At 59.3% G+C, this 20343-nt stretch carries 21 protein-coding genes; 11 read left to right on the forward strand and 10 right to left on the reverse strand.

All coding sequences use genetic code 11. From position 1 onward, the window contains the following. Positions 1-94 precede the first annotated feature (94 nt). Complete coding sequence (locus BLU28_RS08825; protein WP_077986260.1) at positions 95-1060, reverse strand: acetyltransferase domain-containing protein; 966 nt, start codon at positions 1058-1060, stop codon at positions 95-97. Positions 1061-1128: 68 nt separating this feature from the next. Beyond that, positions 1129-1821, reverse strand: a complete 693-nt coding sequence (locus tag BLU28_RS08830) for a DUF599 domain-containing protein (protein WP_006697428.1) — start codon at positions 1819-1821, stop codon at positions 1129-1131. A gap of 501 nt (positions 1822-2322) precedes the next feature. On the opposite strand from BLU28_RS08830, the gene cobU reads away from it, so the two are divergent. The 5 genes from cobU to ccoP all read left to right on the forward strand — a co-directional run bounded on the left by cobU (position 2323) and on the right by ccoP (position 6476). Further along, entirely contained in the window at positions 2323-2844 is a 522-nt protein-coding gene (gene cobU, locus BLU28_RS08835) for a bifunctional adenosylcobinamide kinase/adenosylcobinamide-phosphate guanylyltransferase (protein ID WP_004441859.1), read from the forward strand. Between the two features lie 237 nt (positions 2845-3081). Further along, the gene (ccoN, locus tag BLU28_RS08840; protein ID WP_035208797.1) at positions 3082-4704 is read left to right on the forward strand and encodes a cytochrome-c oxidase, cbb3-type subunit I; all 1623 of its coding nucleotides are present in this window, start codon (positions 3082-3084) and stop codon (positions 4702-4704) included. Positions 4705-4713: 9 nt separating this feature from the next. After that, positions 4714-5445, forward strand: coding sequence for a cytochrome-c oxidase, cbb3-type subunit II (gene ccoO, locus BLU28_RS08845; RefSeq protein ID WP_003495954.1), 732 nt, complete (start codon positions 4714-4716; stop codon positions 5443-5445). Between the two features lie 12 nt (positions 5446-5457). Next, positions 5458-5610, forward strand: a complete 153-nt coding sequence (locus BLU28_RS08850; protein WP_004441852.1) for a CcoQ/FixQ family Cbb3-type cytochrome c oxidase assembly chaperone — start codon at positions 5458-5460, stop codon at positions 5608-5610. A 2-nt stretch (positions 5611-5612) separates the two neighbouring features. Beyond that, positions 5613-6476, forward strand: a complete 864-nt coding sequence (gene ccoP / locus BLU28_RS08855) for a cytochrome-c oxidase, cbb3-type subunit III (RefSeq protein WP_077986259.1) — start codon at positions 5613-5615, stop codon at positions 6474-6476. Positions 6477-6599: 123 nt separating this feature from the next. On the opposite strand, the gene mazG is transcribed toward ccoP, so the two are convergent. The 3 genes from mazG to BLU28_RS08870 are packed head-to-tail and all read right to left on the reverse strand — an operon-like array spanning position 6600 to position 8359. Continuing rightward, positions 6600-7445 carry a nucleoside triphosphate pyrophosphohydrolase gene (mazG, locus tag BLU28_RS08860; protein WP_077986258.1) on the reverse strand — a complete coding sequence of 282 codons (846 nt, stop codon included), beginning with the start codon at positions 7443-7445 and terminating at the stop codon, positions 6600-6602. A 52-nt stretch (positions 7446-7497) separates the two neighbouring features. Further along, the gene (locus tag BLU28_RS08865; protein WP_077986257.1) at positions 7498-8085 is read right to left on the reverse strand and encodes a deaminase; all 588 of its coding nucleotides are present in this window, start codon (positions 8083-8085) and stop codon (positions 7498-7500) included. Further along, positions 8051-8359, reverse strand: a complete 309-nt coding sequence (locus tag BLU28_RS08870) for a hypothetical protein (protein ID WP_022556178.1) — start codon at positions 8357-8359, stop codon at positions 8051-8053. The genes BLU28_RS08865 and BLU28_RS08870 overlap by 35 nt, the downstream gene beginning before the upstream one ends. On the opposite strand from BLU28_RS08870, the gene cysG reads away from it, so the two are divergent. From cysG to BLU28_RS08895, 5 genes are all read left to right on the forward strand, one after another. Continuing rightward, positions 8345-9808: a siroheme synthase CysG gene (gene cysG, locus BLU28_RS08875; RefSeq protein WP_077986330.1), complete on the forward strand. Its 1464-nt coding sequence runs from the start codon at positions 8345-8347 to the stop codon at positions 9806-9808. The genes BLU28_RS08870 and cysG overlap by 15 nt on opposite strands. Then, a complete protein-coding gene (locus tag BLU28_RS08880) occupies positions 9801-10115 on the forward strand; it encodes a DUF2849 domain-containing protein (RefSeq protein ID WP_004441838.1) in 315 nt (104 codons plus the stop codon). The genes cysG and BLU28_RS08880 overlap by 8 nt, the downstream gene beginning before the upstream one ends. Positions 10116-10123: 8 nt before the next feature. Then, positions 10124-11794 (forward strand): nitrite/sulfite reductase, encoded by a 1671-nt coding sequence (locus BLU28_RS08885; protein WP_077986256.1) that lies wholly within the window; start codon positions 10124-10126, stop codon positions 11792-11794. A gap of 10 nt (positions 11795-11804) precedes the next feature. Then, positions 11805-12311 (forward strand): DUF934 domain-containing protein, encoded by a 507-nt coding sequence (locus BLU28_RS08890; protein ID WP_077986255.1) that lies wholly within the window; start codon positions 11805-11807, stop codon positions 12309-12311. Positions 12312-12457: 146 nt separating this feature from the next. Further along, positions 12458-13270, forward strand: coding sequence for a ferredoxin--NADP reductase (locus BLU28_RS08895; protein ID WP_022556175.1), 813 nt, complete (start codon positions 12458-12460; stop codon positions 13268-13270). Positions 13271-13328: 58 nt separating this feature from the next. Here the strand turns inward: BLU28_RS08895 and BLU28_RS08900 are convergent, their stop codons facing one another. Continuing rightward, on the reverse strand, positions 13329-14615 hold the full coding sequence (locus BLU28_RS08900; protein WP_077986329.1) for an MFS transporter: 1287 nt from the start codon (positions 14613-14615) through the stop codon (positions 13329-13331). 192 nt (positions 14616-14807) lie between these two features. On the opposite strand from BLU28_RS08900, the gene BLU28_RS08905 reads away from it, so the two are divergent. Then, positions 14808-15311 carry a hypothetical protein gene (locus tag BLU28_RS08905; protein WP_004441826.1) on the forward strand — a complete coding sequence of 168 codons (504 nt, stop codon included), beginning with the start codon at positions 14808-14810 and terminating at the stop codon, positions 15309-15311. Between the two features lie 28 nt (positions 15312-15339). Here the strand turns inward: BLU28_RS08905 and BLU28_RS08910 are convergent, their stop codons facing one another. The 4 genes from BLU28_RS08910 to gcvH all read right to left on the reverse strand — a co-directional run bounded on the left by BLU28_RS08910 (position 15340) and on the right by gcvH (position 20341). After that, positions 15340-16143 carry an endonuclease/exonuclease/phosphatase family protein gene (locus BLU28_RS08910; protein WP_006697439.1) on the reverse strand — a complete coding sequence of 268 codons (804 nt, stop codon included), beginning with the start codon at positions 16141-16143 and terminating at the stop codon, positions 15340-15342. Between the two features lie 166 nt (positions 16144-16309). After that, complete coding sequence (locus BLU28_RS08915) at positions 16310-16867, reverse strand: fasciclin domain-containing protein (RefSeq protein WP_006697440.1); 558 nt, start codon at positions 16865-16867, stop codon at positions 16310-16312. Positions 16868-17114: 247 nt separating this feature from the next. After that, entirely contained in the window at positions 17115-19979 is a 2865-nt protein-coding gene (gene gcvP / locus BLU28_RS08920) for an aminomethyl-transferring glycine dehydrogenase (protein ID WP_077986254.1), read from the reverse strand. Continuing rightward, a complete protein-coding gene (gene gcvH / locus BLU28_RS08925) occupies positions 19979-20341 on the reverse strand; it encodes a glycine cleavage system protein GcvH (RefSeq protein ID WP_004441817.1) in 363 nt (120 codons plus the stop codon). The genes gcvP and gcvH overlap by 1 nt, the downstream gene beginning before the upstream one ends. Between the last annotated feature and the right edge of the window lie 2 nt (positions 20342-20343).

Raw genomic sequence — 20343 nt, forward strand, 5'->3', positions numbered from 1 at the left:
ACCGACGTTCGCCCCCTGATCCGACCCTTCGGGCCACCTTCTCCCCGGAAAGGGGGAGAAAAGACGGCGACCGCTGACGCTCTGGCTGCCTGCGCTACTGCGCCTCAACAGTGCACTGCTGTGCCACTTCGCTGACCTTCGTCTGCTGATCCGCGGTCAGCTTGCCTTCCATCATGATGTCGAAAAGGCTTTCCGCCTGGAGCTTCTCCAGCGTGCAGCCGCAGAAGCGCTGGCACAGCTCCAGCCCGTTCGCCTGTTCGACGCAGCTTTTTTCGCAGCTTGATTTGTATAGTTCGACCTGATCGACAGGCGGGGGTGGGGCGACGAGCGAGAGGGTGTAAACAAGCCCGATTAATACTGGCTGGTGGATGAGATAGAAGGCAAGGCTGTGACGGCCGGCGCTTGCAAGAAGGTTGCGAGGTGAACTCGGGCTTCGAAAGCGGTCGAGCCAGCCGCGCGGCGAGACGAATTGCGAGACCGCAAGCCCGGCGAGGAACGGCGCAAGCCAGGGCAGCAGCGGGACATAATCATTCGAACGGGGTGGCTGGGTGGAAAAGCCGATCCAGGCCAGCCATTTTGCATTGAACAGTTCGGATTGCAGATATTGCGGCAGGATAAAAGCAATCACAGCGAAAAGCAGTGTCACGGCTGCGGGTGCCCTGAGGAACAACAGTCCCACGAGGCTTGCGGCGGCAATATTATGCAGGATGCCGAAGAAGATGAAGCTGTCCGGAAAGGCAAAATAGGTGGCGATGGTGATGAGCAGCGCCGAACCGGCCACCATGGCGAAACGCTTGCCGAAGGATGGCCAGTTCACGCCCTTGCCGTGGGCGAGAAACAGGCTGAAACCCGCAAGGAACAGAAATGACGTGGCGATGCCGCGTGCGTAAAGCTTCCAGAGGCCCGTGGTTGCCGTGCCTGGTTCGAGATAACCGAAATATTCCAGATTCCACGTGAAGTGGTAGGACGCCATGGCGATGAGGGCCAGCCCGCGGAGCGTGTCGAGGCCGCCTATGCGGCCTTTACGGCGGTTTTCGTTGGCGACTGTGTTTGTGTCCATGGTTTCCGTGTTTCAGCTTTCGGTAAGGCCGGGGTCTTGCTCGGCTTGGCCCTTGAAGTGCGGCTATTTCAAGGCCTGTTTTCTTCCATGATGGCGCGTCGCGCCTCGGAAAAGAACTGGCGGCGCAAGAGCGCGACAATGATGATGACCGTGCTGGCGATGAAGACATAGGGGCTGATGAACCAGCCGAGATAACCGATGGACAGAAAGATGGTCCGCAGGCCGTCATTGAAGTTCTTGGCGGCGATGATGTTCATCTTGATGACGTTCTCGGCCGCGCGTTCCGCCGCCTCGCGGTCGGCGCCGACGTCGTGCACCATGGGAATGGCGCCGAAGAGGATGGTGCAATAGTTGAACAGCCGGTAGGACCAGCCGAATTTGAAGAAGGAGTAACCGAAGAGACAGGTGAGCCCGATGACCTTCAGTTCAAAAGCCGTGCGACCGGCATAATGCACGAAAGGCATGTCGCGAAACACCGACTCGACCTGCTCGGTCGCCCCCAGAAGGGCAAAACATCCGCCGATGGCGAAGATGGAGGTGGAAGCGAAAAAGGCGGTTCCGTTCTGCAGGCCGGCCATGATCTGTGTGTCGATCATCTTCAGGTCGCGCTTCAGCGAATTCATGATCCAGTCGCGACGGCGCTCGGCCATGGCCTGGTTGAGGCTGGCGCGCGAAAACAGCCTCGTTCCCGTCGTCACATGGGTGTAGGCGGCCCATAGAAGGATGAAAACGACAATCGCGATATAGTCGATGACGGTCATTACGGGCAGGCCACCTTGCTGTTTGCGAATCTTCGAAACCATATTGATTTGAAGGCCATGGCAAGGCAATGGCGGCGGCTGACGTCGCTCCCATATTCTCTTTTGGCGTTGCGGTTTCATCATTCGGTTTAACGCTAACTTTCCGGTAACCAAGTCGCTTTATCAGTCCTGTCGCGGACGACAGGTCCGCCGGTTCCGGGTTAAGGTTTTGCGTACCGGTTCCGCCTGGTTTTTCACCAACGGCAGGGACGGATTGACAGGATGGACGTTCGCACCTAGCTTTTCTTCCGGACCGGTGTTTCCGGTATCCGGAGCATCAAGACTGATATGCCCTGCATCCTGCAGGCAGGTCTTGTTTTTTCCGGCCCGGTATCAGCGGCAGTCCGGCGTGAGCAACCGGGGGACGCCTTTTCTACGAATCGTTCCCTTCATGTCCGCCTGTCACTGGCTCGCGACCCGGCGAAGATGCCGGTCCGTTTATTCTCTTCCTTCAGGTTTCCCATGACAGATAATAACCGCTCCGTTTTCATTCTTGGCGGCGCGCGCTCCGGCAAATCGCGTTTTGCGGAAGAGCTTGCCATAAAAGCGGGCGGAAACCTGCATTATCTGGCCACCGGCCGGGCTTGGGATGACGAGATGCGTGACCGGATCGCCCATCATCAGGCGCGGCGTGGCGGCGAATGGACCACCCATGAAGCGCCCGTCGATATCGCCGCCATGCTGGAGCGGCTGGACCGGCCGGACAATGTCGTTCTCGTCGATTGCCTCACTTTGTGGCTTACCAATCTGATGATGGAAAATGCGGATTTCGATGCTGCCTTCGCGGCACTTGAGGCGGCGATCCTGTCGGCTCGGGCGAAGCTGATTTTCGTTTCCAACGAAGTCGGTCTCGGCATCGTGCCGGAAAATCGCATGGCGCGGGAATTCCGGGATCATGCGGGGCGGCTGCATCAGCGAATCGCCGCCATTGCCGGTGAGGTCTTTTTCGTCGCCGCCGGGTTGCCCCTAAAAATGAAGGGCTGAAGCGGCACCCGCGAAAGCGCGGTCGACATCGCCGTATTCTTGTTTATAGGCAAATTTCCCCTGTAAATGCGAGCCGCATTTTGGCGAGGCTGCGACAGCTTTGCTTTCTTGATCTGGATCAAGGTCGCTTCCCATTCCCGGTGGCAATGCTCCAACCGACGCAAAGGCGCACGTCCGCTCTCCCAGGCGCATGCAGTGCCTTTCGTCGGTCGGCTTGCACGTTGGGGGAAACCAACAATGAACTACACACTGGAAACCGCGATCGTGGCCCTTGGAGCCTTTCTCGCGTTGCTCGGGGCGGCATTCGCCCATGACAGTCTTTTCGCCGCCCATATGTGGGTGCTGTTCTTTACGCTGCTGGTCAGCACGGTGCTTCTGTTGCGCCGTGTCTCCTTTGCGCCCGTCGATCCGGCCGCGCGGGCCCGGCGCAAGTCGGAATACTTCGACGGAGTCGTACGATACGGTGTCATCGCCACCGTCTTCTGGGGCGTCGTCGGCTTCCTGGTCGGCGTCGTGGTGGCGCTGCAGCTTGCTTTTCCGGATCTCAACATTGCGCCCTATTTCAATTTCGGCCGTGTAAGGCCGCTGCACACGTCGGCGGTGATCTTCGCTTTCGGGGGAAATGCGCTGATCGCCACCTCATTCTACGTGGTGCAGAGAACCTGTCGGGCACGCCTGTTCGGCGGCGATCTCGGCTGGTTCGTGTTCTGGGGCTACAACCTCTTCATCGTCATGGCCGCCACCGGCTATCTGCTCGGCATAACGCAGGGACGCGAATATGCGGAGCCGGAATGGTATGTCGATATCTGGCTGACGATCGTCTGGGTTGCCTATCTCATCACGTTCCTCGGCACGATCCTGACACGCAAGGAGCCGCATATCTATGTGGCGAACTGGTTCTACCTGAGCTTCATCGTGACGATTGCCATGCTGCACATCGTCAACAACCTCGCCATTCCCGTCTCTTTTCTCGGCGTCAAGAGCTACTCCGCCTTTTCGGGCGTGCAGGACGCGCTGACGCAATGGTGGTATGGCCATAACGCCGTCGGCTTCTTCCTGACGGCCGGCTTCCTCGGCATGATGTATTACTTCATTCCGAAGCAGGTGAACCGCCCGGTTTATTCCTACCGCCTGTCGATCATCCACTTCTGGGCGCTGATCTTCATGTATATCTGGGCAGGCCCGCACCACCTGCATTACACGGCACTTCCGGACTGGGCGCAGACGCTTGGCATGGTGTTCTCGATCATGCTGTGGATGCCATCATGGGGCGGCATGATCAACGGCCTGATGACGCTTTCGGGCGCCTGGGACAAGATCCGTACCGATCCCATCGTGCGCATGATGGTGATGGCGGTTGCCTTCTATGGCATGGCCACCTTCGAAGGCCCGATGATGTCGATCAAGGCCGTCAACTCGCTCAGCCACTATACCGACTGGACCATCGGCCATGTGCATTCGGGCGCGCTCGGCTGGAACGGCATGATCACCTTCGGCGCGATCTATTATCTGACGCCCAAGCTGTGGGGCAGGGACCGTCTTTACAGCCTGCAACTCGTGAACTGGCACTTCTGGCTCGCCACGCTCGGCATCGTCATCTACGCCGCCGTCATGTGGGTGGCCGGCATCCAGCAGGCGCTGATGTGGCGCGAATATGATAGCCAGGGCTTCCTTGTCTATTCCTTCGCGGAATCGGTGGCAGCGCTGTTCCCCTATTATGTGATGCGTGCACTGGGCGGCCTGATGTTCCTCAGCGGCGCGCTGATCATGGCCTACAACGTCACCATGACCATCCTCGGTCATCAACGCGAGGAGGGCGCCAGCAAAGGCGCGGCTCCTTCGCTGCAGCCCGCTGAATAGGAGGGGCCGATGTCCATACTCGACAAACACGGCGTCATCGAACGTAACGCCACCCTGCTTCTGGTCGGCTCGCTGCTGGTGGTCTCGATCGGCGGTATCGTGGAAATCGCACCGCTCTTCTACCTCGAAAACACCATCGAGAAGGTGGAAGGCATGCGGCCCTACACGCCGCTGGAGCTGGCCGGGCGCAACATCTACATTCGCGAGGGATGTTATGTCTGCCACAGCCAGATGATCCGTCCGTTCCGCGACGAGGTGGAACGTTACGGGCATTACAGCCTGGCGGCGGAATCCATGTACGACCATCCTTTCCAGTGGGGTTCCAAGCGCACCGGGCCTGACCTGGCGCGCGTGGGTGACCGTTATTCGAACGAGTGGCACGTGCAGCATCTGGCTGATCCACGCTCGGTGGTGCCGGAATCGATCATGCCGTCCTATGCCTTCCTCAAGACAACGCCGCTCAAGATCACTGACATCTCCATGGAGCTGAAGGCCAACCGTGCTGTCGGTGTGCCCTATAGCGACGAGATGATCGAGAAATCCGCGGCCGATCTCGCCGCCCAGGCGGACCCGAATGCGGATTCGTCGGAACTGCTGGCGCGCTATCCCAAGGCCAAGGTCGGCGATTTCGACGGCGATCCGGCAAAGCTCACGGAAATGGATGCGCTGGTCGCTTATCTCCAGATGCTCGGCACGCTGGTCGATTTCTCGACCTATGACGATGCCGCCGGTTACCGGTGAGGAGGCGGAACGATGGAAACCTACACGGCCATGCGCCACTTCGCCGATAGCTGGGGCCTGCTTGCCATGACCCTGTTCTTCGCCGGCGTCGTCATCTTCACGCTTCGCCCAGGCTCGAAAAGGGCCGCGGACGATGCGGCCAGCATTCCGCTCAGGGAGGACTGAACATGTCCGAAAAACACATCGATAAAATCAGCGGCGTCGAAACCACCGGCCACGAGTGGGACGGTATTCGCGAATTGAACAACCCCATGCCTCGCTGGTGGGTGTGGACATTCTACGCCACGATTGTCTGGGCCATCGGCTACACCATCGCTTTTCCGGCATGGCCGCTGATTTCAGGTGCAACTCAGGGCGTCCTCGGCTGGAACAGCCGTGCCGAAATCGCCGCGGACCTGGCCGATGCCAGACAGTCTCAGAGCATCTATGTCGACAAGATCGCCAATTCGTCGCTTGCCGACATCCAGGCGGACCCGACGCTGATGCAATTTGCCCTTTCGGGCGGTGCTGCCGCTTTCAAGGTCAATTGCATTCAGTGTCACGGTTCTGGCGCGGAGGGCGGGCAGGGTTATCCCAACCTCAATGACGACGACTGGATGTGGGGCGGCAGCGTCGATGACATCTATACGACGGTGAAGCACGGCATCCGCTTTCAGGATGATCCAGACACACGTGCTTCGGAAATGCCGGCCTTTGGCGGTATGCTGCAGCCGGATGAAATTCGTCAGGTTGCCGCTTATGTGTTCAGCCTCACGGGAACGCCTTCCAACCCGTTGCTGGTGGAACCCGGAAGGCAGCTGTTTGCCGACAATTGTGCCTCTTGCCATGGGGAAGATGCCAAGGGCAACCGCGAATTCGGTGCACCCAATCTTGCCGACGCCATCTGGCTGAAATCTCATGGCGAAGAGGGGATCGTTTCGCAGATACGCTCTCCCAAGCATGGCGTCATGCCCGCCTGGGGTGAGCGCCTCGGTGACACGACGGTCAAGCAGCTTGCGATCTTCGTGCACTCGCTGGGCGGCGGCGAATAAGAGCGTCTGAGCAAAAGCAGGGGCCGCATCATGCGGCCCTCGACTGTTTCCATTCTTCTTCGATGATGCAGCTCGGCTGCGGGCGGAGAAAACCGGCGCTCGAGCCGCGAGGCGTCCCGCCCCTCAGGACGTGACCTTATCGAGCGCGCGTTCGATGCGCTTTGCCGCTTGCCAGAGGTCTTCCATCCTCTCGAGGCTTGCTTCCTCCAGCGTCTCGCCATTTTCGCCAAGCGATTTTTCGATGTGGTTGAAGCGCCTGCGAAATTTCGTGTTGGTGCCGCGCAGCGCGTTTTCCGGATCGGCCTTGACGTGACGGCCGATATTGACGAGGGCGAAGATCAGGTCGCCCAGTTCGTCTGAGACCTTTTCAGGCCTTCCTTCCTCCAGCGCTTCGCGCAGTTCGGAGATTTCTTCTTCGATCTTGTCGAGAATGGGGGCGGGGTCCGACCAGTCGAAACCGACGCGCGCCGCGTGCTCCTGCAGTTTGAGCGCTTCGGTCAGCGCCGGCTGGCTGCGTTGCACACCGCCGAGAAAGCCGGCCTTGAAATCCTCCGTGATGCCCCGGCGCGCACGGCGCGCTGCGCGCTCGCGTTTTTCCTCGGCCTTGATCCGGTCCCACTGCAGCTTGACGCTGTCGGGCGTATCGGCCTCGGAGGCGGCAAAGACATGCGGGTGTCGGCGGATCATTTTCGAGGTGACGGCATGCACCACATCGCCGAAGGCAAACTCACCGCGCTCCTCGGCGATACGTGAATGAAAGACGACCTGCAACAGAAGATCGCCCAGTTCTTCGCAAAGATCGTCCATGTCCCTGCGCTCGATGGCGTCGGCGACTTCATAAGCCTCTTCAATCGTATAGGGCTTGATCGTCTCGAAGGTCTGGACGACATCCCACGGGCAACCGGTTTCCGGCTGGCGCAGGGCTTCCATGATCTCGATCAGGCGGGAAATGTCCTTCGAGGCTTCCATATGCTCAAACCTTCGCTTGTGTTTATGCCGGTCCGGCCGTCCAGTTCCGCGCTTAATTCAGAGGAATATCGTTGCCGCCCTTCGACGACTGATAGCTGGTGGACAGATCGTCATAGGCCGCCTTGATGCGGGCGGTCTGCGCCTTCAACGTGCTCTTCAGCGGATCCTCCTCGGCTTCCACCAGATCGGTGATGAAATACGAGTTCCAGAAAGCGTTGTTGCGGCGATAGCCGCCCGGCTCCAACCCGAAGACTTCCTTCAGAATTTTCAGATCATGCGGGATCGCGAAAGCGTCGCGCGAATCCTCGTGGCTGAAGAAGGAGTAGAAATTGTCGAAACCGGCCCAGGTGATGGCGGACATGCACATGGTGCAGGGTTCGTGGGTGGAGAGGAAAATCAGGTCCTTCGTATTCGGTTTTTCGCCCAGTTCGTAAAACCGCTTCAGCGTATGCACCTCGCCGTGCCAGAGCGGATTTTCCAGCTCGTTGTTGGTTTCCGCAACCACCAGCGACAGGTCGGACTTACGCAGGATTGCCGCGCCGAAAACCTTGTTGCCAAGGCTGACACCGCGGGCTGTCAACGGCAGGATATCGTGTTCGATGACATCAAGAAGGCGGACGGAAAGTGGCTGGCTGGTCAAGGGGGCGGTCCTTCTTGCCGCTTGTATAAAGCGGTCTTCGCATGGAAAACAGATGGCAAATTGTCTTCCCTTGTTCGGCGCGGGGGCCGGGTTTGTCAAGGGATTCGCGCTGCGCTTGGAAGCCTCCAGGCGTGCGGGAAACAGAGGCCGGTTTGTTTTCCTCCAAAACCGGGGTGTTCGAGAAATAAAAATCCAGGTGCCGGAAAGGCTTGAATTTCTGTTTCTTCAATCTTGCGCCGCGATGCGGGATATATGTCCAATGCACAACGAACATGATTTTTCCGCTGCCGGCGATCGCCTTTCAACCTTCCCCGCATTCTTCCGGGTCGAGGGCAGGCAGGTTGCCGTCTTCGGAAATGGCGATGAGGCCTTCGCAAAGGTCAGGCTTCTTGCCAATACCAATGCGCATATCGTTGCCTATGCCGACGAGCCGGAGGCTGATTACGCAGTTTATCTCCTCGAACACGGCATCGATCATCGGCCTCATGCTTTTGCCAGCCATCTGATCGACGGTGCGACCCTGGTTTTTGCTGCAACTGGCGAGGCTGTTCTGGACAGGGACATCGTTGCTGCCGCGCGTTCCCGGAAAATCCCCGCCAATGCGGTGGACCAGCCGGAATTCTGCGATTTCTTCACGCCGGCGCTTGTGTCCCGGGCACCCGTCGCGGTGGCTATCGGCACCGAAGGGGCAGGGCCGGTGCTCGCGCAGATGATCCGCGCGCGCATAGACCAGATGCTGCCGCCTTCACTTGGCAAGCTCGCACATCTCGCCGTGCAGTATCGCGGTGCAGCGGAACAAACCGTACCGAAGGGCGCGTTGCGGCGCAATTTCTGGCGGCGATTTTTCTCCGGTGCGGTTGCGGATGCCGTCGCCGTCGGCGACGCCCCGGCCGCCCATCAGGCTGTCGACCGTCTTCTGCGGTCGCCCGAACGCAGCGAAGGCCGCGTATGGCTTGTCGGCGCCGGGCCCGGTGCGGAAGATCTTCTGACGCTGCGCGCGCAGCGCGTGCTGATGGAAGCCGACGTCATCGTTTACGATGCGCTGGTACCGCAGGCGATCATCGATATGGGCCGTCGCGACGCCGAGAGGCTCTCGGTCGGCAAGCGCAAGGGCTGCCATAGCAAGTCGCAGGACGAGATCAACCGCCTGCTGGTGCGTCTCGGCAAGGACGGCAAGCGCGTCGTACGCCTCAAATCCGGCGATCCCCTGGTTTATGGCCGTGCGGGCGAGGAGATGGCAGCGCTGCGCGATGCCGGCATCGCTTACGAGATCGTGCCTGGCATCACGTCGGCCTTCGCCGCCGCTGCGGATTTTGAACTGCCGCTGACGCTGCGTGGTGTCGCCTCGTCGCTGATTTTCACCACCGGTCACGATCTGACTGGCGATGTTCTGCCCGACTGGGCCCGGCTTGCCGTTTCCGGTGCGACCATTGCCGTCTATATGGGCCGCAGCGTCGCTGCCTCGGTGGCCACAAGGCTTATCGAAGCGGGGCTCGGTGTGGAAACCACCGTCGCCGTTATCGAAAACGCCAGCCGCGCTGATCGCCGCCTGCTGCACGGAACATTAAACGATCTGCCCGACCTTGAACATCGCGATGAACTGACCGGTCCTGTCATGGTCATCATCGGCGATGCGGTGGCAGGCGCCAATTTCGACAGGTCCGAGGCGCTTGCGCTTGCCGGAAGGCCGGCGGACCTCAAACGGGAGTATGTAAATGGCTGACAAGGTTTTGACCGCCAACCGCCTGAGCGATGGCATTGCCGTCTGGCTCGACGCCAACGGCGAATGGACGGAAAACCTGCAGGGCGCAATCGTCGCCCGCCATGCGGAAGCGGTCGCCTCGTTCGAGGAGATCGGCAAGCGGGATTTTTCCGCCAACAAGGTCGTTGACGTTAATATCGTCGACGTTGTGGAAGAGAACGGCAAGCTCTGGCCGACGCGCCTGCGCGAGCGCATTCGCGCCGCCGGCCCGACCGTGCACTATGCGACCGGCTACAAGCCGGCCGATGCAGCATTTATCGCAGTCTGAGGAAGAATATGTACCGTTACGACGAGTTCGATCACGCATTTGTTGAAGGCCGCGTGGCGCAGTTTCGCGATCAGGTTGAGCGCCGGCTATCCGGTGAGCTGGCCGAGGACGCATTCAAGCCATTGCGCCTGATGAATGGTGTCTATCTTCAGCTGCACGCCTATATGCTGCGCGTCGCCATCCCCTACGGTACGCTGAATTCCAAGCAGATGCGGATGCTGGCGCATATTGCCCGTAAATACGACCGGGGTTACGGCCATTTCACCACCCGTCAGAACATCCAGTATAACTGGCCGCGCCTCTCTGATACCCCGGATATCCTCTCCGAACTGGCAAGCGTGGAAATGCACGCGCTGCAGACCTCTGGCAACTGCATTCGCAACGTCACTGCGGATCATTTCGCTGGCGCTGCGGCCGACGAGGTTGCTGATCCGCGTCCTTATGCCGAGATCCTGCGCCAATGGTCTTCCGTGCATCCGGAATTCTCGTTCCTGCCGCGCAAGTTCAAGATTGCAGTGACGGGTGCCGAACGCGATCGTGCGGCCATTCAGGTTCACGATATCGGCCTGCATCTTAAAAAGAACGACAAGGGCGAGATCGGCTTTGCCGTTTATGTCGGTGGTGGACAGGGGCGCACGCCGATGATCGCCAAGAAGATCCGCGACTTCCTGCCGGAAGAAGATCTCCTGTCCTATACCACGGCCGTGATGCGGGTTTATAACCTGCATGGTCGTCGCGACAACAAATACAAGGCGCGCATCAAGATCCTCGTGCATGAGACGGGTGCGGAAGAACTGGCCCGTCAGGTCGAGGTCGAATTTGCGGAACTCAAGAACACCGAATTGAAGTTGCCGGATGCCGATATCGCCGCCATCACCGCCTATTTCGCGCCGCCGGCGCTGAAGGACCGGCCGGAAGGCTGGGAAAGCCTGGCGCGCTGGAAGCGGGCCGACGAGGGTTTTGCCCGTTTTGTGGAGCAGAACGTCGCCCCGCACAAGCATCCGGACTACGGCATGGTAACGATCTCGCTGAAGCCGATCGGTGGCATTCCGGGCGACGCGACGGATGAGCAGATGGAGCTGGTCGCCGATATTGCTGCGGAATATGCCTTCGACGAAATCCGCATCAGCCACGAGCAGAACATCATCCTGCCGCATGTGGCGCTGGCTGACCTCGAGCCGGTCTATCGTGCACTTGTAGGCGCGGGTCTTGCGACCGCCAATGCCGGGCTCATCACCGATATCATTGCCTGTCCCGGGCTGGATTATTGCGCGCTTGCCAATGCGCGCTCCATTCCGGTGGCGCAGGAAATTTCCACCCGCTTCGGTTCGCCGGAGCGTCAGGCGGAAATTGGTGAGCTGAAGATCAAGATTTCCGGCTGTATCAATGCCTGCGGCCACCACCATGTCGGTCATATCGGGCTGCTGGGCGTGGAAAAGAAGGGTGCGGAACTTTACCAGATCACGCTTGGCGGATCGGGTGACGAAAACACCTCGATCGGTGAGATCATCGGTCGCGGCTTCGAACCGGAAAAGGTGACCGACGCGGTTGAAACCATCGTCGACACCTATCTCGGGCTTCGTCTTTCAAAGGAAGAGAATTTCCTTGAAGCCTATCGCCGCGTCGGGCCGCAACCGTTCAAGGATGCGCTCTACGGTTCCGCCGCCGAAGCCGCCTGAGGAGAATGTCATGACGAAAATCTGGACCCGCGACGGCTTCGTGGAGAACGATCCCTGGGTGATCGAAACGGAAGAATTAAAAGCGGTGGCCGAGCAGAAGCCCGTGCTGCCGCTTGCCGATTTTCTGGTTCGTGCGGCCGAAAGCAACGATATCGGTCTCGGGGTGCTGATTGCGCCTGCCGATGATGTGACCCGGCTGGAACCTTATCTCGACCGTATCGAGCTTGTCGCGGTGAGTTTCCCGGCTTTCAATGACGGCCGTGGTTTGAGCCACGCGTCGCTGCTGCGCAGCCGCCTCGGTTTCACAGGCGAGGTGAGGGCGATTGGCGACGTGCTGATCGATCAGGTGCCGCTCATGCTGCGTACCGGCTTCACAAGCTTTGCGGTGACGAATGGTACGGCGATCCGCCGCCTGTCCGAAAATCGCCTGCCGGAAATTCCGGTCTATTACCAGCCGACGGCCAGACCTGCGAGCGACGGCGAGGCTTATAGCTGGCGTCGGCGTGCGTCTCTGTGACACGTTGCACGGAAATATGAGTTTCTGATACATATTTCCTACGCACATGGCAGTATTGACATTCTCATGCCTTCAAACCGGAGCAGAAATGGTATAATTGCCCGGTCGGAGAATGTCGCTCATCGAATAGAATGGACGGAACCTAAATGAACGCGCCAGCCAAGACGGAAGATTTCGCGATCAAGATACCCGATGGTGTTTACGCCGAGACGGTTTTGTCGGTGGAACATTATACGGATCATCTGTTCCGTTTCCGCATGACGCGTCCGGCCGGCTTCCGTTTTCGTTCCGGCGAATTCGCCATGATCGGCCTGATGGTCGGCGACAAGCCGATCTATCGCGCCTATTCCATCGCCAGCCCCGCCTGGGACGAGGAGTTGGAATTTTTCTCGATCAAGGTCCCGGATGGCCCGCTGACCTCCCATCTTCAGGCGATAAAGCCTGGCGATACCGTTTTGATGCGGAAGAAACCGACAGGCACGCTGGTTCTCGATGCGCTAACGCCCGGCCGACGGCTTTACATGTTCTCCACCGGCACCGGCATTGCGCCTTTCGCGAGCCTGATCCGCGATCCCGAGACCTATGAGAAGTTCGAAGAGGTCATCCTCACCCATACCTGCCGCGATGTGGCCGAACTGAAATACGGTTTCGATCTGGTCGAGGAAATCAAGAACCACGAGTTCCTCAGCGAGATTGTCGGCGACAAGCTCAAGCATTATGCCACGGTGACCCGCGAAGATTATCCCTTCAAGGGCCGCATCACCACGCTGATCGAAAACGGCAAGCTGTTTTCCGATCTCGGCGTACCCGCGCTCGATCCGGCCATTGACCGCGGCATGATCTGCGGTTCCTCGGCGATGCTCAAGGATACCAAGGAACTGCTTGAGAATGCCGGTCTTACCGAAGGCGCCAACAACAAGCCTGCCGAATTCGTGATCGAACGCGCTTTCGTCGGCTGACGGAACACGGTCTACGACATATAAGGAGGCCAGATGGCCTCCTTTTCTGTTTGCGCCGTTACTGCCTTCCTTGAGATAGGCCATCATTATTCTGTTTAGGCGCTATCTCGTTGCGATAGAGCAGGAAAAGCCCGATGGCGATTGCCGCAATGCCGCCGCCGACAAGGTGCGACAGTGAATAACCGCCCTTCGTCACCAGCCAACCTGCGACGACATTGCTGAATGACGCGCCGATTCCTTGAACCATCATGACGCTGGCAAGACCGACATTAAAGCGGCCCGTGCCCTTCAAAATTCTCTCCACCGCAACCGGCGTGACTATGCCGAGCAGCCCCGCTCCGACACCGTCCAGAAACTGGACGGGGAAAATGACCCAGAAGTCCGTAAAGGCGGAAGCGAGAACGCCGCGGATCGGCAGTGCGACCAGCGCGATGATAAAGACGGTTGAGAGACCGAAACGTCGTATCAGCCAAGGCGCCATGGCAGCGACGAAAATCATCGCAAATTGCGCGACGCCGGTAATGATCGCAGTGGTGCGGAAGGGTGTCTGAAGTTCGATGGCGAAATCCTGCGCGATCAACCGGCCCATCGGCGCGTTGCCGAAGTGGAAGACGAGCAGGATGATGGCCAGAAAGATAAGTCCGCGTTCCTGCAGCAAGACCGCGATGCCGGATGGACCGGGTTCGCCCCTGTCTTCGCCAAGGCCGCGCGCCACCTTGTGGTCGATGCGTTCGGGGTCGATGGCCGCCGTCGCGACCAGAGCACCCGCAGCGGTCAGCAGCATCAGGCCGATGATGCCGTCCATGCCGAAGAAAGTGACGACGACATAAGTCGCGAAGAGCGATGCGAAATTGCCGCCGTGGTTCCAGAACTCGTTGCGCGAAATCTGATGGGAAAACAGGCGCTCGCCGACAAGGCCGAGCGTGAGGCCGGCAAGCGCCGGGCCGACCACGGCGCCGACGACGGCCGTCATGATCTGGCCGGTCCAGACGATCCAAACATCGGGAAAGATCAAGGTGATCAGCGCGCCGATGGTCACGAGGACGACGGGTATGGCAATCAGCGTCCTTTTCCACGTCGTTCCATCTACCAGGGCGCCACAAAGCGGCGTGGCGAGCAGACCCACGAGGCCGCCGACCGTGGCGATCATGCCCAGCGAGAGCGAAGACCAGCCCCGTGTCGCCAGAAATGCATCCAGAAACGGCCCGAGACCGTCGCGGGCGTCGGCGAGAAAGAAATTCAGTGCAGCAAGGGCAAAAAGCGTGCGATCCGAGATGCCACCGCTATGCGGCAGGCCGCCGGAAGGAAGGCGGCCGTGTGGTGCCGCAACGCCTACAGTCGTCATGAAAATACTCCGATAAATATGCAGGGAATCGAAAAATTGATCGAGGCTGGCGGAAACATCTGTGCCCGCATTTGGTTGCATTGGCACGACATCAGCAGGGATGTTCCGATATTTTTGCCCGTTGCGGGATTAGCTGGAGGAACGTTTAACGGCATTTGTGAGTTAGGCTTCGTGGAAAAACGGATAATCGCCATGAAGATCAAGGCTCTTGCAGTTTTATTTTCGGTCGGATTGCTCGCAACCCAGCCTGCTTACGCGGACGAGGGCGCATTTCTCTCCTCGCTGAAGGGCACGTGGGCGGGAAAGGGAACCGTAATTACCCGGATCGGCACACCGCCCATTAACGTCAGCTGCACGCTGAATTCCAACGCGGGATCATCGTCACTCAACATGTCCGGCACTTGCCGCGGTCTTCTGGTGGTGAGGCGCGCGATCGCAGCCGATCTCTCGGAGAAGGGCGGGCGCTATAGCGGCGCCTATACGGGCCCTTCCGGTCGGCCGTCCGCACTATCGGGCACAAGAAAAGGAAACGCCATCAATCTGACGGTGCGATGGAACCGCGATATCAACGGCGACCGCGTTGCCGCCATGACCATCGAAAAGGTCGGCGCCAACGGCTTGCGGCTGCGCACGACCGATAAGGACGGCAGGACCGGCAAGACAGTGGTGACGAGCGACATCCAGCTGGTGCGTTGAAGAGCTTAGGCATAGCATCTCCACTTCTTCAGCTGAATTCAAGCAGCAACGGGCAATGATCCGAGACTTCGGGCTGCCTAACGACGTCGAAATGATCAACTTTCACAGCCGGATTGACCAGCAGGTAGTCGGCATATCTGTTCTGTTTGGCGTAATGTGAGGTTCTGGTATCTGTGAAACCGCGGGTCGTGACGAGCTCGACAAGATTGAGTTCATTCAACACGGTAAAGGTTTCGCTGTCGGGCAGGACATTAAAATCGCCGCAAACGATGACCCGGTCGCCATCCTCCGCAATGTTCTTGACGAGGTTCACAAGTCGTTTTGCCTGCGCCAGGCGGGCGGCGGTATCGTGTTTGCCGTCGAGGTCGCGTAGCCCATGCATATGGGCAATGACAGCCGGCTGTCCGGTGGCAAAGTCGAAAACCCTAATGGCGTGACCGGTGCGTGACCGTGGATGATCGCCATATCCGTCCGCAGAAAAGGTCCCATGGACGAAGCCCTGTGCCTGGGCAACGATGGCGATGGACTTGCGAACGAATGTGGCCAGTCCCCATTGGGAAAAATATCTAGTCGTACCGTGCCAGAGATCACCCTGCGCCGCGGGGCAGAATATCGCGACATGATCCGGCAGGGCATCGGCGACATCGCGGAGGAAATTCGCTCTCTGCGGAAGCTCGATGCCGTGATCACGATAGGTCAACCAATCCTCTTGGGCAGCGGGCGTATGCACCACTTCCTGCAGGCACAAGATATCCGGGTCGGACAGGGAGATGTAAGGGACGAGTTCGTCGTGGAGCTTTCCGCCCCAACCGTTCAGGCAGATAAGGCGCATGCACACTCCATCGCTTGATTGTGTGATCCGATTTAGCATGGAAGCGATGAAGATCAATCACACCCCATTCTTTTTCACTGCCGGGATTACGCCCACCTGAATGAGGAAGGCCCGAATTGCTTCGGGCCTTAGTCGTTCGAGCCCACATTGGCGCTGCGGCGCTGCCTTACATTTTCGGCAGCAGCACCTTGTCTATGACATGTATGACGCCGTTGGATTGTTTAACATCAGCGATGGTGACATGGGCGACCGTGCCATTCTCATCGGTGAGTGTGATTTTTCCCATGCTTTCTTTTGCCTTGAGTACGCAACCGCCGACCGTCTTCACGTCGTGCTCGCCCTTGTCATCCTTGATCATTTTTTCGATGGCGGATGACAGTGCATTGGCTGCAACGACGTGGCAGGTGAGAACCTTGACCAGCTTCTGCTTGTTCTCTGGCTTCAGAAGATCGTCGACCGCGCCTTTCGGAAGGGCCGCGAAAGCCTCGTTGGTGGGTGCAAAAACCGTAAACGGTCCTTTGCCCTGAAGTGTTTCCACAAGTCCGGCAGCCTTTACCGCGGCGACGAGGGTCGTGTGGTCTTTCGAGTTCACCGCATTTTCAACGATGTTCTTGTCCTCGAACATCGCCGCGCCGCCCACCTTGGGGTTCGCGGCATAGGCCGAAACCGTGCCGATGGAAAGAGCTGCAGCCAGCGTCAGGGCGCGAACGGAAAGCTTGTACATCATTATTCCTCCTTGTGAAATCCAAGGCCCCGAAAGGTGGCTCTTCCAGCGGCCGCTATCGGTTATCCGTAGCGACACAAGAGACGGAAGCCGGTCTCGCAAAGTTTCAGGCGAGCCGGAAAAAAAGATAAATGGCTGATTTAAAACAAGGTCCGGGCGCGCAAACGCCGAGGGTTCGTCCTGCGACGGGACGGAAAACGAAAAAGCCCGGATCGCTCCGGGCTTTCTGTCTCGAACGAAGGACAGCTTATTCGGCCGCCTCGGCATAGGCCTCCATCGGCGGGCAGGTGCAGATGAGGTTGCGGTCGCCATAGACATTGTCGATGCGGTTGACCGGCGACCAATATTTGTCGATGCGGAATGCGCCGGGCGGGAAGCATCCCTTTTCGCGGCTATAAGGACGGTCCCATTCGCCGACGAGGTCCTCGACCGTATGGGGCGCGTTCTTGAGCGGATTGTTCGTCTTGTCCGCGCGGCCTTCCTCGATGTCGCGAGCTTCCTCGCGGATGGCCAGCATGGCATCACAGAACCGGTCGAGTTCCGCCTTGGTCTCGGATTCCGTCGGCTCGATCATCAGCGTGCCGGCAACCGGCCAGCTCATGGTCGGCGCGTGGAAACCGCAGTCGATCAGGCGCTTGGCCACGTCATCGACAGTCACGCCGCAGCTGTCTGCCAGCGGGCGGGTGTCGATAATGCATTCATGTGCCACGCGTCCCGTTTCGGATTTGTAGAGCACGTCATAAGCACCCTTCAGCCGCTCGGCGATGTAGTTGGCGTTGAGGATCGCAACCTTGGTTGCCTGCGTCAGCCCTTCGCCGCCCATCATCAGGCAATAGCTCCAGGAAATCGGCAGGATGGACGGCGAACCGAACGGGGCGGCAGACACCGCACCCTCGCGGCCGTCGGTCGCCGGATGGCCGGGCAGGTAAGGAGCAAGATGCGCCTTGACGCCGATCGGCCCCATGCCCGGACCACCGCCACCGTGCGGAATGCAGAAGGTCTTGTGCAGGTTAAGGTGCGAAACGTCGGAGCCGATATCGCCGGGACGGGCAAGGCCCACCATGGCGTTCATGTTCGCGCCATCAAGATACACCTGACCGCCATGCTTGTGGGTGATCTCACAGATCTCGCGAACCGTTTCCTCGAACACGCCGTGAGTGGACGGATAGGTGATCATGCAGCATGAGAGGTTTTCGGCGTACTGCTCTGCTTTTGCACGGAAATCATCAATATCGATATCACCGTTATCACGCACTTTCACCGGCACCACCTTCATGCCCACCATCTGCGCCGAGGCAGGATTGGTGCCATGCGCCGAGGTCGGAATGAGGCAGACATCACGGTGTGTCCCGCCATTGGCGAGGTGATAATTGCGGATGGTCAAAAGCCCGGCATACTCGCCTTGCGCACCGGAATTCGGCTGCATGGAGAAGGCGTCGTAACCTGTGACCGAGCACAGCTTTTCGGAGAGATCGTCGATCATCTCCTTGTAACCGAGTGCCTGATCGGCCGGTACGAAGGGATGGATGTCGGAAAATTCCGGCCAGGTGATCGGCAGCATCTCTGCCGTCGCATTGAGTTTCATGGTGCAGGAACCGAGCGGGATCATCGAGCGGTCGAGCGCCAGATCGCGGTCCGAAAGACGGCGGATGTAGCGCGTCATCTCGCTTTCGGCACGGTTCATGTGGAAGATCGGATGCGTCATGTACTGGCTGGTACGCAGCAGCTCCTTCGGCAGGCGATAGTCCGGCGTGAAATCCGAGACCGAGAAATTGCCGCCGAAAGCGCGCCAGACGGCTTCCAGCGTTGCCGGGCGCGTACGCTCGTCAAGGCTCATGCCGATCTTGGTGGCGCCGACCTTGCGCAGGTTCACCCCTTCCGCGACGGCCGAACGCAGGATAACGCCCTGCATATGGCCGACTTCGACGGTGATCGTGTCGAAGAAGGTCTCCGGCTCGATGGTGTAACCGAGCTTTTCCAGTCCCTTGGCCATCAGCACGGCCTTCTGGTGGGTCTGCTGGGCAATCGCCTTGATGCCCTGCGGGCCATGGAAGACGCCGTACATCGAAGCCATGACTGCCAGCAGCACCTGCGCCGTGCAGATGTTGGAGGTGGCCTTCTCACGGCGAATATGCTGCTCGCGGGTCTGCAGCGACAGGCGATAGGCGCGGTTGCCGCGCGCATCGACCGAGACGCCGACGAGACGGCCCGGCATGGAGCGCTTATGCGCATCCTTGACGGCCATGTAAGCGGCATGCGGACCGCCGTAGCCGACCGGAACGCCAAAGCGCTGCGAGGTGCCGATGGCGATGTCAGCGCCCATTTCGCCGGGAGATTTCAGCAGCGTCAGGGCCAGAAGATCGGCGGCGACGGCGGCAATCGCGCCCGTCTGATGCAGGCGGGAAATCAGGCCGGAGAAATCGCTGACATGTCCGTGCGTGCCGGGATACTGGAAGATCGCGCCAAACACGTCGACCGGATCGAGATCGGTGAAGGGGTTGCCGACAATCACCTTCCAGCCGAGCGGGGCCGCACGGGTCTCGATCAGCGCGATGGTCTGCGGATGGCAATTGGCATCCACGAAGAAGGCGGTCGCCTTGGATTTCGCGACGCGCTGGCACATGGCCATGGCTTCGGCGGCCGCAGTCGCTTCATCGAGCAGCGAGGCGTTGGCGACGTCAAGGCCGGTCAGATCGCAGACCATGGTCTGGTAGTTCAGCAGCGCCTCAAGACGGCCCTGGCTGATTTCCGGCTGGTATGGCGTATAGGCCGTGTACCAGGCCGGGTTTTCCAGAATGTTGCGCTGGATGACCGGCGGCGTGATGGTGCCGTAATAGCCCTGACCTATCAGCGAGGTCAGGACCTGGTTCTTGTTTGCCGTCTCGCGAAGACGATCCAGCGCCTCACGTTCGGTCAAGGCCGCACCCCAGGTGAGAGGCACTTTTTGACGGATGGAGGAGGGAACGGTGGCGTCGATTAGCGCGTCGAGGCTCTTATAGCCGACGACCTTCAGCATCTCGGCCATTTCCGACGGCGACGGCCCGATGTGACGCCGGTTGGCGAAGTCATAGGGCTGATAGTCGGTGAAATGGAATTCGGTGGGCGTCGTCATTACGCGATCAGCTCCTTGTAGGCTGCCTCGTCGAGCAGCGTATCGGCATCTGCAACGTTGGAAAGCTTGAGCTTGAAGAACCAGCCGGCGCCTTGAGGATCGGAATTGACCAGCGAGGGGTCGTCGACGATGGCCTGGTTGATCTCGACCACTTCGCCATCCAGCGGACAATAGACATCGGAAGCCGCCTTGACGGATTCAACGGTTGCGGCTTCTCCATCCTTGGAGAAGGTGGCACCCACTTCCGGCAATTCGACGAAAACGAGATCGCCGAGCTGTTCAGCGGCGTGGCTGGTAATGCCAACGGTGGCGACATCGCCTTCGAACTTCAGCCATTCGTGTTCTGCAGTAAATTTCAGCATCG

This window comes from Agrobacterium pusense (assembly GCF_900102105.1).
Lineage (GTDB): Bacteria > Pseudomonadota > Alphaproteobacteria > Rhizobiales > Rhizobiaceae > Agrobacterium > Agrobacterium pusense.

Bases quoted from the DNA above. Each gene is read 5' to 3' on its own strand.
- cysG (WP_077986330.1), top strand. From the start codon at position 8,345: ATGCACAACGAACATGATTTTTCCGCTGCCGGCGATCGCCTTTCAACC.
- BLU28_RS08880 (WP_004441838.1), top strand. From the start codon at position 9,801: ATGGCTGACAAGGTTTTGACCGCCAACCGCCTGAGCGATGGCATTGCC.
- gcvH (WP_004441817.1), bottom strand. From the start codon at position 20,341: ATGCTGAAATTTACTGCAGAACACGAATGGCTGAAGTTCGAAGGCGAT.
- BLU28_RS08890 (WP_077986255.1), top strand. From the start codon at position 11,805: ATGACGAAAATCTGGACCCGCGACGGCTTCGTGGAGAACGATCCCTGG.
- BLU28_RS08885 (WP_077986256.1), top strand. From the start codon at position 10,124: ATGTACCGTTACGACGAGTTCGATCACGCATTTGTTGAAGGCCGCGTG.
- ccoN (WP_035208797.1), top strand. From the start codon at position 3,082: ATGAACTACACACTGGAAACCGCGATCGTGGCCCTTGGAGCCTTTCTC.
- BLU28_RS08905 (WP_004441826.1), top strand. From the start codon at position 14,808: ATGAAGATCAAGGCTCTTGCAGTTTTATTTTCGGTCGGATTGCTCGCA.
- BLU28_RS08910 (WP_006697439.1), bottom strand. From the start codon at position 16,143: ATGCGCCTTATCTGCCTGAACGGTTGGGGCGGAAAGCTCCACGACGAA.
- mazG (WP_077986258.1), bottom strand. From the start codon at position 7,445: ATGGAAGCCTCGAAGGACATTTCCCGCCTGATCGAGATCATGGAAGCC.
- ccoO (WP_003495954.1), top strand. From the start codon at position 4,714: ATGTCCATACTCGACAAACACGGCGTCATCGAACGTAACGCCACCCTG.
- ccoP (WP_077986259.1), top strand. From the start codon at position 5,613: ATGTCCGAAAAACACATCGATAAAATCAGCGGCGTCGAAACCACCGGC.
- BLU28_RS08830 (WP_006697428.1), bottom strand. From the start codon at position 1,821: ATGACCGTCATCGACTATATCGCGATTGTCGTTTTCATCCTTCTATGG.
- BLU28_RS08895 (WP_022556175.1), top strand. From the start codon at position 12,458: ATGAACGCGCCAGCCAAGACGGAAGATTTCGCGATCAAGATACCCGAT.
- BLU28_RS08915 (WP_006697440.1), bottom strand. From the start codon at position 16,867: ATGTACAAGCTTTCCGTTCGCGCCCTGACGCTGGCTGCAGCTCTTTCC.
- gcvP (WP_077986254.1), bottom strand. From the start codon at position 19,979: ATGACGACGCCCACCGAATTCCATTTCACCGACTATCAGCCCTATGAC.
- BLU28_RS08870 (WP_022556178.1), bottom strand. From the start codon at position 8,359: ATGTTCGTTGTGCATTGGACATATATCCCGCATCGCGGCGCAAGATTG.
- cobU (WP_004441859.1), top strand. From the start codon at position 2,323: ATGACAGATAATAACCGCTCCGTTTTCATTCTTGGCGGCGCGCGCTCC.
- BLU28_RS08900 (WP_077986329.1), bottom strand. From the start codon at position 14,615: ATGACGACTGTAGGCGTTGCGGCACCACACGGCCGCCTTCCTTCCGGC.
- BLU28_RS08825 (WP_077986260.1), bottom strand. From the start codon at position 1,060: ATGGACACAAACACAGTCGCCAACGAAAACCGCCGTAAAGGCCGCATA.
- BLU28_RS08850 (WP_004441852.1), top strand. From the start codon at position 5,458: ATGGAAACCTACACGGCCATGCGCCACTTCGCCGATAGCTGGGGCCTG.